The organism is Coleofasciculus sp. LEGE 07092, assembly GCF_015207375.1.
In the GTDB taxonomy this organism is placed as follows: Bacteria; Cyanobacteriota; Cyanobacteriia; order Cyanobacteriales; family Coleofasciculaceae; genus LEGE-07092.
The window spans coordinates 1-9661 of record NZ_JADEWY010000189.1; the positions used below are offsets into that span (position 1 = coordinate 1).

7 protein-coding genes and 1 pseudogene are annotated in these 9661 nt (G+C 46.5%); 3 read left to right on the forward strand and 5 right to left on the reverse strand.

The window, feature by feature from the left end:
* Nucleotides 1-284: sensor histidine kinase (locus IQ257_RS27560; RefSeq protein WP_193933392.1), on the forward strand; the 284-nt coding region annotated here is incomplete at its 5' end.
* Between the two features lie 19 nt (nucleotides 285-303).
* On the opposite strand, the gene IQ257_RS27565 is transcribed toward IQ257_RS27560, so the two are convergent.
* On the reverse strand, nucleotides 304-1116 hold the full coding sequence (locus tag IQ257_RS27565; protein WP_193881166.1) for an ion transporter: 813 nt from the start codon (nucleotides 1114-1116) through the stop codon (nucleotides 304-306).
* Between the two features lie 120 nt (nucleotides 1117-1236).
* Between IQ257_RS27565 and IQ257_RS27570 the strand changes: the two genes are divergently transcribed.
* A complete protein-coding gene (locus IQ257_RS27570) occupies nucleotides 1237-2178 on the forward strand; it encodes a hypothetical protein (protein WP_193881169.1) in 942 nt (313 codons plus the stop codon).
* A 114-nt stretch (nucleotides 2179-2292) separates the two neighbouring features.
* On the opposite strand, the gene IQ257_RS27575 is transcribed toward IQ257_RS27570, so the two are convergent.
* The 4 genes from IQ257_RS27575 to IQ257_RS27590 all read right to left on the reverse strand — a co-directional run bounded on the left by IQ257_RS27575 (nucleotide 2293) and on the right by IQ257_RS27590 (nucleotide 8956).
* Complete coding sequence (locus tag IQ257_RS27575; protein ID WP_228061088.1) at nucleotides 2293-3948, reverse strand: tetratricopeptide repeat protein; 1656 nt, start codon at nucleotides 3946-3948, stop codon at nucleotides 2293-2295.
* Between the two features lie 221 nt (nucleotides 3949-4169).
* On the reverse strand, nucleotides 4170-4424 hold the full coding sequence (locus IQ257_RS27580; protein ID WP_193881175.1) for a hypothetical protein: 255 nt from the start codon (nucleotides 4422-4424) through the stop codon (nucleotides 4170-4172).
* 273 nt (nucleotides 4425-4697) lie between these two features.
* Complete coding sequence (locus IQ257_RS27585; RefSeq protein WP_193881178.1) at nucleotides 4698-6035, reverse strand: pentapeptide repeat-containing protein; 1338 nt, start codon at nucleotides 6033-6035, stop codon at nucleotides 4698-4700.
* Nucleotides 6036-6049: 14 nt separating this feature from the next.
* Complete coding sequence (locus IQ257_RS27590) at nucleotides 6050-8956, reverse strand: transcriptional regulator (protein ID WP_193881181.1); 2907 nt, start codon at nucleotides 8954-8956, stop codon at nucleotides 6050-6052.
* Nucleotides 8957-9313: 357 nt separating this feature from the next.
* On the opposite strand from IQ257_RS27590, the pseudogene IQ257_RS27595 reads away from it, so the two are divergent.
* Nucleotides 9314-9661, forward strand: a pseudogene (locus tag IQ257_RS27595) (hypothetical protein); the annotation flags it as partial.

Sequence of the window (9661 nt, forward strand, 5' to 3'; positions counted from 1 at the left end):
CCTCCCCCCCCACTCGCCACTCCCTACTCCCTACTCCCTCTGTTGTTATTCGGATTGCTGATAACGGGGCTGGGATGAATGAAGAAGTACATCAGCAACTATTCGATCCATTTTTTACCACCAAACCTGTAGGAAGTGGTACGGGATTAGGATTAGCTATTAGCTATCAAATTATCGTGGAAAAACACAAGGGGCAAATTAGTTGTGTTTCGACGTTAGGGGAAGGGACAGAATTTATCATAGAGATTCCAATCCGAAAAACTTGCAGTTGCAAATTTTCGTAGAGTAGGGAGTAGGGAGTAGTTATTTGTTTGAGACGCTATTAGGTTCGAGATGATTAACATTTTGTAACTGAATCCCACAGATTTTACAAAACTGAGCATCAGCATCATGAAAGGGTAAACCACAACCCGAACAAACTTTTTCAACTTGATTCGCTGTTTTAACCAAGCGCCTAATTAAATCCCCCAACTGCCAAGGAATGAGAGCAATTCCCGTTAAAATCATTAAAACAGTCAATAATCGCCCTCCTTCTGAAACTGGTGTTAAATCCCCAAATCCAACCGTTGTCATTGTCACAACCGAGAAATAGAAGGCATCTAAAAATGTGCCAAAGGATTCAGGATTAACTGGATGTTCAACTTGGTAAATTAATCCCGAATAAACAAAAATAATCGCAAAGACTGTAAATAAGATACGAGTGAGGATGAGGCTATCTTCGTTATTAATTCTGAAAAATAATATTTTTAATTCAATAAAGCGAATCAATCGCAAAATCCGAAACCATCGAAATATCAAGATAAAGCGAATATCAGTTAACCTGAAGAAAAACGGTAAAATGGCAATGAGATCGATAAGGGAGAATGGGCTGAAAAAGAATGTCAGTTTAGACTGAGCGCACCAAAAACGCAATAAATACTCCAAAACAAAAACCAATAAAATCCCTCGATCGAGAACATTCAGAACAAGTCGAACGGAAATCGGGAGAGGATAAGTCTGTGCGACGAAAATGGCGGATGATAAAAGTGTTAGTCCTATAATCAATAAATTAACAGTCCTACCGACTGGATTTTCAATGTCGTCTAAGTAAAAAGCAATTTTTTGTCGTATTGGCATCGGTGGTAACAGTGATGAAGATTCTAGAACGCGGGGGTGTGGGGACACGGAAACACGGAGAAATTTTTATTATGGGCAATTAGCCAGACTTGATATCACAATCCTATCGAAAGAAAAACCATGTCTCCCACACAGCCTCTTGGTTTAAACAACTCCTTAGTGCCATCTCAATCCCTTCTCCAAACACTGGGGCAACCTCAATTGCTGAATCCCTTGGGCGCAACACCTTTAGGAAGCTCTACTCTAAGTCATGTCCAACAGGGAGGCGAATCACTGCTGTCTCCTTATGGAAAAAGTAGTTTTGCTGCTATGAGTCAATATGCGGAATCTGCCGTATCGTTGGATGATAAAAATAGGGTAAGGGAACACATCAATGCCCCCCAACAAGAAATAAGGTTTCAAAAACAGGATGTACCACACACTGAAGTAAATCAACAAATTGCAGCAGCACAAGAAGTTCTATCCTTACCCAGAGTGCTGGATAATTTAACCCAAATTAGCCCCTTAGGTTGCTCAAAGAGTTTGGGACAAGACTCTGTAAAAATATTGCAAGTATTCCCTCCTGTTGCTGAACCCTCACTATCGAACAAACCCAACCCCGTATTTCCCCCTATCCAGCGAAAATCAGCCCCATTAGTGGATAATTTTGTAGGGACAAACCGTTCCATCTTAAACGCTACGAAAACTGACTCTTCACGTCAATTTACTAATAGCAACTTACCCGCTTCTTGGTCAAGTCTCGCTGAATTAATGAGCGAAATTGCCCCCTTAGATAGCCAACCGGCAATGCTCCAGACGGATGCGGATAATGAATCTGAGACTTTATTCTTTACCCCTGAAGGATTCCGCAAAATCCCATCTCCTCCAGTAAAATTCCCCAATCAGGTAGCAGATGCAGCAACTCAACTCCCGATTGGAACCATCCAACCCTCCTCTACCACTCAGGATTCCAGAGAAGACAGTACAGTTAGTGAGTCAGATTTAGACAGTCTGGCACGAGAAGTCTTCCGCTTAGTTCGGCAGCGATTGCAAATTGAGCGAGAACGCTATCGTCGATATTAAGGGGAGCTGGGGAGCTAGGGAGCTAGGGAGCTAGGGAGCTAGGGAGCTAGGGAGCTAGGGAGATGAGTAACACCTCAAAAATCTCCTTGTCCCCTTGTCCCCTTGTCTCTTCCCCTACTCCCCACTCCCTGACTCAACGGGAGGTTGTAACTGTTGCATCACAAAATCTTGATTTGCCAAAGCTTGCGGATGGGCGGGATTCAGTTCCAATGCCTTTTGCAGGGCAGCTAGAGCATCTGGATAATCTTCCAACAATCTGAGGGCAATGCCTTTACCCGCCCAGAAATCTGCATTTTCAGCATCAATCTTAATTGCTTGATCATAAGTCGTTACGGCTTGCCGATAGTTTTTTAACGCCATCAGTGCTAAGGCTCGGTTGTACAAGGCGGCGGCGGATTCGGGATTGATGCCAATAGCGCTATCGGCAGCAGCGATCGCTTCTTCGTAGCGTTCCAGACGCCATAGTAATGCACTAAGGTTTACCCAAATTTCTGCTAATGTTAAGCGATCGCCTACATTTGCATTCCCCCGAAGCGCCTGCTGGTAAGCCGCGACTCCCTCATCAAACCGCCCCAAGGTTGTCAGGATTCTGCCGTGATTGAACCATGCTTCTGAAAAGTTACGATTAATCGCTATCGCCCGTTCGGTAGCAGCAATGGCATCATCAAACCGCCCCATATACCACAGAGTTGCACCGCGATTGCTCCAAGGATCGGCATAATTCGGCTGGAGTGCGATCGCACGATTGAGAGACGCTAGTGCCTCATCATACCGTCCCAATCCCGTTAGCGCATTACCCCGATGGTTCCAGGCATAAGCCGCTCCGTCTTCACCCCAGCGCCCATCCCCCTCTTGAAGTGCCTTTTCACAAGCAGCGAGAGCCTCTTCATAATTATTGAGCTGATTAAGGGTTGCGCACTGATTCGCTAATGCGAGGGAATAATCGGGACTGACTTTAATCGCCCACTCATGGGAAGTTAAGGCTTCATCCGGCTTGCCGATGATGTAGAGCACTGCTCCCTGTTCAGTCCAAGCCACCTCATCTTTAGGATTAATTGCCAGCGCTTGGTCGTAAGAGGCGAGGGCTTCGTTGTATTGTCCTAACTTAGTGAGTATCCTACCCCGGTTCGTCCAAGCAATGGCTGGGGTGCGGTTTCCCCAATCCCCATCTACTTGCAATGCCTGTTCACAAGCATTAAGGGCTAGGTAGTTGTTGTCTTGGTAGGATAGCAACGCACACCGAGCCGCCCACGCTAGAGAATAATCGGGATTGCTTTGCGTTGCCAAGTCAAAAGAAAAGAGGGCTTCTTTAAATTCCCCCTGTTTTTGGAGTGCTAACCCCTGGTGATACAAGGCAAATGCCCGTGTCACCCCGTCCCAATTCTCATCGATCCGCAGCGCCGTCTCACAATCGGTAATGGCGGCTTCGGAGTTCCCCAAGTCCACCTGCCCAGCGCACCGCTTCGCCCAAGCTTCAGAATTGCGGGGTTCGAGGCGAACCACTTGCCCATAAGATGCCACGGCTTCGGCAGAGTTACCCAACGCTAGTTGAATATCGCCTCTGTCTATCCAAGTTGTTGGCTCATTGGGATTGAGTGCGATCGCTTGGTCGCAAGCCTTGAGTGCATCTTCATAGGTTTTAGCATCTTTCAAAGAACTACACAATTGCGCCCAGTAGCTAAAGTCCTGCACTAAAGGCTTCTGTTCCTGGGATCGCACCCCTCCAACTGTTACCAGTAAAATCGACAAAGAACAGAGGCAGGAAACCATAATTTTTGGCTTGCCTCTTCCTCTTGATAACAAGACGTTAGTCATCTTAATCAAACTTCAAAATCCAAGAGCTGAAATTTATTTCTTTGCCAATAAATTGGATACTATTGTGCTTTTTAAATTCTACAACAGAGTCGGCAGGGGAGAGTTCAGGAGTTCCTGAAATTCTCCCCTTGCTGAACTCCCTATCAATTAATAGTCTTATTGAGAATTTTAGAACTTTAATAACTTCTAAAAATGACTTCTTCAACGGATTGAACAGATTTAGGCGTAACCTCATGTGCGACTTGGGTGACTTTTGACACGAGAAGCCCCATGGCAACGCCCCAAAAGACTAGAATAACCAAAATTCCAAACCACGCTGTTTTCTGTATAACCTCGGACTCTTCCTCTTCTTCAATAGGCTGCTGAGTAGCGGCTAGGCATTCCTCTCTAATTACCGGACTCCAATCCCTGTCGCTTGCCGACCACAACATTATCAAATTCAGGTCACGTAACGATTCGTAACGTGTCGTAGGGATGTAGCGAATATTGTCCTGTAACATCTATTTCTCCATATTTCTAAAAGTTCTGCCTGGGAGCTTTCTCCCAAACCCATCAATTCACACCTAAGAAAACTGAATAACTTCTAGCCTCTGTCAAAGAACTTACTTTATTAATACAATAGAGAAAAAGTAGAGATAAAGCGTTTTAAACGTGTAAATTTTAATTACTAAAGTTGAAGATTTCGTTATAATCGATGTCAATCATTACTGACAAGATTGCTCAGTACCATCAGGCATAATGGCTCTACAAAGGTTAGCTTGAGTCAAGTTAGCCCGCTCTAAATTGGCACCTCGCAGGTTAGCTTCCTGAAGATTCGCCTTCTCTAAATTGGCACCCGCCAAATTCGCATTGCTCAGGTCAGCCCGAAACAAGTTAGCTTGTTCAAAGTTGGCATCTCGAAGGTCACTACTATACAACCTAGCGCCGCTCAGTCTCGCCCTTTGGAGATTAGCTCCTCGGAGGTCGGCATTAAATAAGTCAGCTCCACCCAAGTCTCGACCCTCAGCCCCTTGATTGATAATTTCCCAAACTAAACTCCATTGGGGGTCAAGTACCGTTTCCTCATTAATTTTGGCAGTTCTCAGATTAGCATTTGCCAAGTTTGCCCCTTTCAAATTGACATTGCCTAACTCCGCATTGCCCAAGTCGGCATTCGTTAGGTCAGCATTGCTCAGGTCAGCATAACGTAGCTCGGCATTCGTCAACTTACTACCTCTGAGATTCGCTCCCCGCAAGTTGACAATAAACAGGTAAGCTTCTGATAAATTCGCGTCTTCTAAGTTAGCCTTCTCTAAGTGAAGCCCTTCTAAGTTAGCTCCTGCCAAATCAGCTCCCGCTAAGTTTTGCCCCTCAATTCCTTGATTCACGACTTCCCAGACCAACAGCCATTTGCTATCAATGACAGTGGCACTATTAAACTGAGTTCCTCGCAAGTCAGCCCGGAATAAATTAACCCCTTCCAAATTTGCACCTTTGAGATTCGCTCGTTTTAAGCTAACTCCTTCCAAGTTGGCATCTTGTAGATTGGCTCCCTCCAACGAAGCATCGTTCAACTGAGCATTTTTAAAATCAGCTTGTTGCAAATTCCCATTGCCGAGGTTGGCTTTTTCTAAAGATGCATCGGTCAGATTCGCATTCGTTAAATTAGCTTGCTGCAAATTCGCATTTCTGAGGTTAGCAGTTTCCAATTCCGACTCTTGAATGTCAGCATTTTGCAAGTTAGCCCGAAACAAGTTCGCTCCAGAGAGTCGGGTGTTCCTCAAATTAGCGTCTTTTAAGTTAGCCCCAGAAAGTTGTGCATTTCTCAGGTCGGCTTCGGGTAATTCTGCCTCGAATAAGTTCGCACCTTCTAGGTTAAACCCATTCAGATTTCTTCTCCTCAAACGAACCCCTTGCAAGTTACAGCTAGCACATTCTCCAGTTTCTAACAACTGTTCTACATCTTTGTTATTAGCGGCTTGTACGGACGTGTTGAGACAAAAGAGAGTCAGTAGTAGGATATTAGTGAAACCGATTACTAAACCGATGTTGAAGGTTTTCATCGTTTTTGAACGTTCTAATTAAACTGCGGCGGCAATTCGACAGGTGGGAGAGAATTTCTGCCAGGAGGAATTGGCGGTGAGCCTCCCGGTGGTGTCGGTAAGGGTTTCGGCTTCTGCGAGTCTCCAGAAGATGCTTCCCCGGACGGAGACGGCGATGATGAGGGTGATGCCCCAGCTTCTGTAGGAGAAGAACCTCCTGGAGGTGGCGGTGGTGGTTCCAGAATCGGAATCTCTGAAGAAGCTGCATCAGGGGGTGAGGGTGGAGGCGGCGGAACTGTTTCAGGCATCGGTGTTTCCGGAGTTTCTTCCGGTTGAGGTGGTAGGACAGTTTCAATTGTCACCGAACGGCTTTTTTGCTCACCTGCCCCATTCGTTACCTGAAGGGTAATCGTTTCACTACCCGCTTCTGGACTCAGGGGATAGGGAATTTTTCCCTCCTTCGGCACAGTACCCGGAGAAGGAAGAAGCTCAACTTTATCATCTTTACCCGCCTTAACTTTCCACGAAAAATTTAAAACAAGTGGCTCATTGGGATCGACTTCAACCAAGTACTTGGGTAATGCATTAGTGCCATTAATCTGAAATTCTGTAATTTCTATGGGAACGGGTTGAGCTTCAATTTTAATTGGGTCGGTTTTGAGGGATTGTAATGTTTCTGGTTCTCCTTCTTTGGGAACAACGGTTAAGTCAAAAATGTAAGTACCTGCTTTGCGAGCATTGGTAGGAACTTTCTGACAGACTAATCCTTCTTCATCATTAATTTCACAAAATTCTTGCAGAATTTCTGGAATTCCTTGACTGAAAGTATAGGATGTTAACGGACTCGTTACGATACCCTCTGGGTTACGACCGATGAGTTTTAACTCTTTGATTTGTTCAGGATGGGTAATCTTCCAATTCAGTAAAATACCCAGATTTTTCGGTTGAGGTGTGACGGTTCCATTCTGGGGTCTATTTTGAAGGTTAGCGGCTTGTGTTGCTGCATCCGTTGGGGCTGAAAGGGTTTCGGGACTGGGTTCTTGGTAAACAGGTTCAGTGGGTGTCAACTCGGTAATCTTGGGTAGGGGAACGGCGGTAATCTTAACCGTACTGGTTTTGAGAGTTTCGGAAGCCACCCCTTTTTTGCCCCTGGGAATGAGAGTGAGTTCAAAAACATAGTCACCGGGTTGACGAGCATCGGTTGGCACGTTCTGGCAGATGAGTACCACCTCGCGGATGCAGAACTCTTTCAACTCTTCGGGAATGCCGCGACTGAAATCGTAAGCGATTGGATTGCTCGTTACCACTCCATCCGGTGATAACCCTTGTAGCTTCAGCCTTTGTAACCGTTTCGGGTTAGCAATCTGCCAATTTAGGCGAACGACATCATCCTCGGCGGCTGAATAGGAACTACTGGCTGGTGCAAATTCAACAATTTGAGGAGAAGGTTTGGGGCTAAAAAATAACCACCAAATTAGGAAAATGACTGCCCCAATTAGTCCTATAATTCCGAGAATCACTAACAAGAACTGCCACCAGGGACGCCCTTCCCACACCAAGGTTCCCTGATAGCGATTGTTGGGGAAAAGGAACTGCTGCGTGTCGTCAAGTTCAACGATAAAGTTGAGAACTCGTCCGTAAAAGGGTCTGCGCCACCACTTCTGAGTCGGTTGCACCTCTAAACTGACATTGGCATACCCCCCCGGTGAAAGCGTCACCAATTCTGGTGTCAGGGTGTAGGTACACAGATCATCAGCCTCGACGCTTTTGGCTCGTAGGGCAATTTCCCGAGTGGTGTTGCCCCCATTGTAAAGTTGCAACTCAAAGAGTCCCGCCTGCCGTTTCACCTTACCAATCAGTGTTACCAGTTCGACATTCACCAGGTAAACGGGCATTACCTGTAGATAAACGGCATTGAGCAGCACCAAGTCAGGATTATTGACGGAATAGAGGCGAACGGTAGGTGAGTAAATTCCAGCCCAAGTCCCCAGTGGCGGGGTTAATACTAGCAGGATTGGGCTATTGTCGCCGGGATTGAGTTCCAGCCCATCCGTAACCCGTACCAATCCAGTTTCAGGCAAGCCTTCCGGGTAAATAATTGTGTACCAGTTCCGTGCCAAATCGGGGCAGGTTAGGCGAAATCGGTCTACCCGGTCGGAACGGTTGTAAACGACGGCTTGCACTTCGAGAGATTCTCCAGGTTGGAGAATGACCGGTTCGGTAGAGGTAGTAACTGGCAGCAGGGTAAAGGTTGCGTCGTTGACTCGAACGGCTTCCTGCACAAACTGCATGACTTGCAGGCGTGCGTGATGTTGAATAGGGGTGTCTTCTGGGTAATGCTGCTGGGCATCAATGACTAACAAGTAGTTGTAGTTACCAGGAATGGCATCAAGAGGCACCTGAATCTGAAAAACAACCTCGCTACTTTGTCCCCGACCTAAAGCTAGACGTTCGTAAGGGGAAATACACCACTGTCGCAGGGGTTCGGAGGTTTCATCAATAAAAATATCAATTAGGGCGCTTTGATTTCCTTCGTTGGTGATGGTGACGCACAGTTCAAAGGTAGCCCCTGGTGTAACAGCGAATTCCCCAGAGGGATTGACGATGGTGGATAGAGGCTTGCCGGGTGCTAGGGCTTGTTGAAGCATTTCCGGCATCTGTCTTCCTTTTCTCCTTGCCAGTTTGATGTAATAGCGTGAGCCACCGGCAACTTGCATTTCCTGGACGAAGCCTTGCTGAACTAAGGCATCAAGCTCGGGGTGAACAACCGACTCGTTCTCATCCAGGTAAGCCGCAACTTCTGAAAGCGTGCAGTCTTTCCAGCGCATCATCCAATTGACAATTCGCCGCTGGCGGGGAGGGAGGATGAGGATATCCGCCATGGTTAAACCGACTCCTTGCCCCTGTGTATCCAAAGAAGAATTTGAACGATCGCCTGTCATATTTCCCCTTTCCCTCGTAAGTTATACCGTTACATCCGGGCGACTCCTACTGCTAGCCAGTGATTGAATCCCAATTAAAGTGGTGCATAGAGTCAGCCTTGAGCGTAACAGTCAAGTATCAAGCTCCCGTGTTAACGTAACCGTTTTGGAAATGGAACTTATCCTTTTGTGCCTCAGACATCCCCAAAAGTACGAAATCTTTAGGGTAATTTCCAAAGATGTCTGTTAGTGATTGGTCAATAGTCTAGTTTTGACTCATCAGACGAAGACTACAATAGCGCAACCGGATGCGATCGCGTTTCTTAACAAGCTGGGGAGTGGGGTGCAGGGGAGAAGAGTAACACCTCAAAAATTTCCTTGTCCCCACCTTCCCCATTTCCCTTTTTCACTCCATTTCTCGATACAATTGCCAGTCAAGACCTCCTGAGAAGTGAGTCACTGATGTTTCACCTGCCAGACAACCATCCGATTCTTAAAGGTTCACGGTTATGGTTCATTGCCTTAGTGTCAGTATCCTTATTAGTGCCCTGGCTATTAGCACAATCCTTACCCCCCCGTTCTGAGCCAGCCCCATCATCTCCTCAACAATCCCCCCAACCATTGCCACCGTCTCCCTCACCACAGCCCCTAAACCCGTGGTCGGCTGAACAAGAATGGCATCATAAGTTATTGCGCCAAAGCCTTGCATGGCAGCCTCCCCAAGCC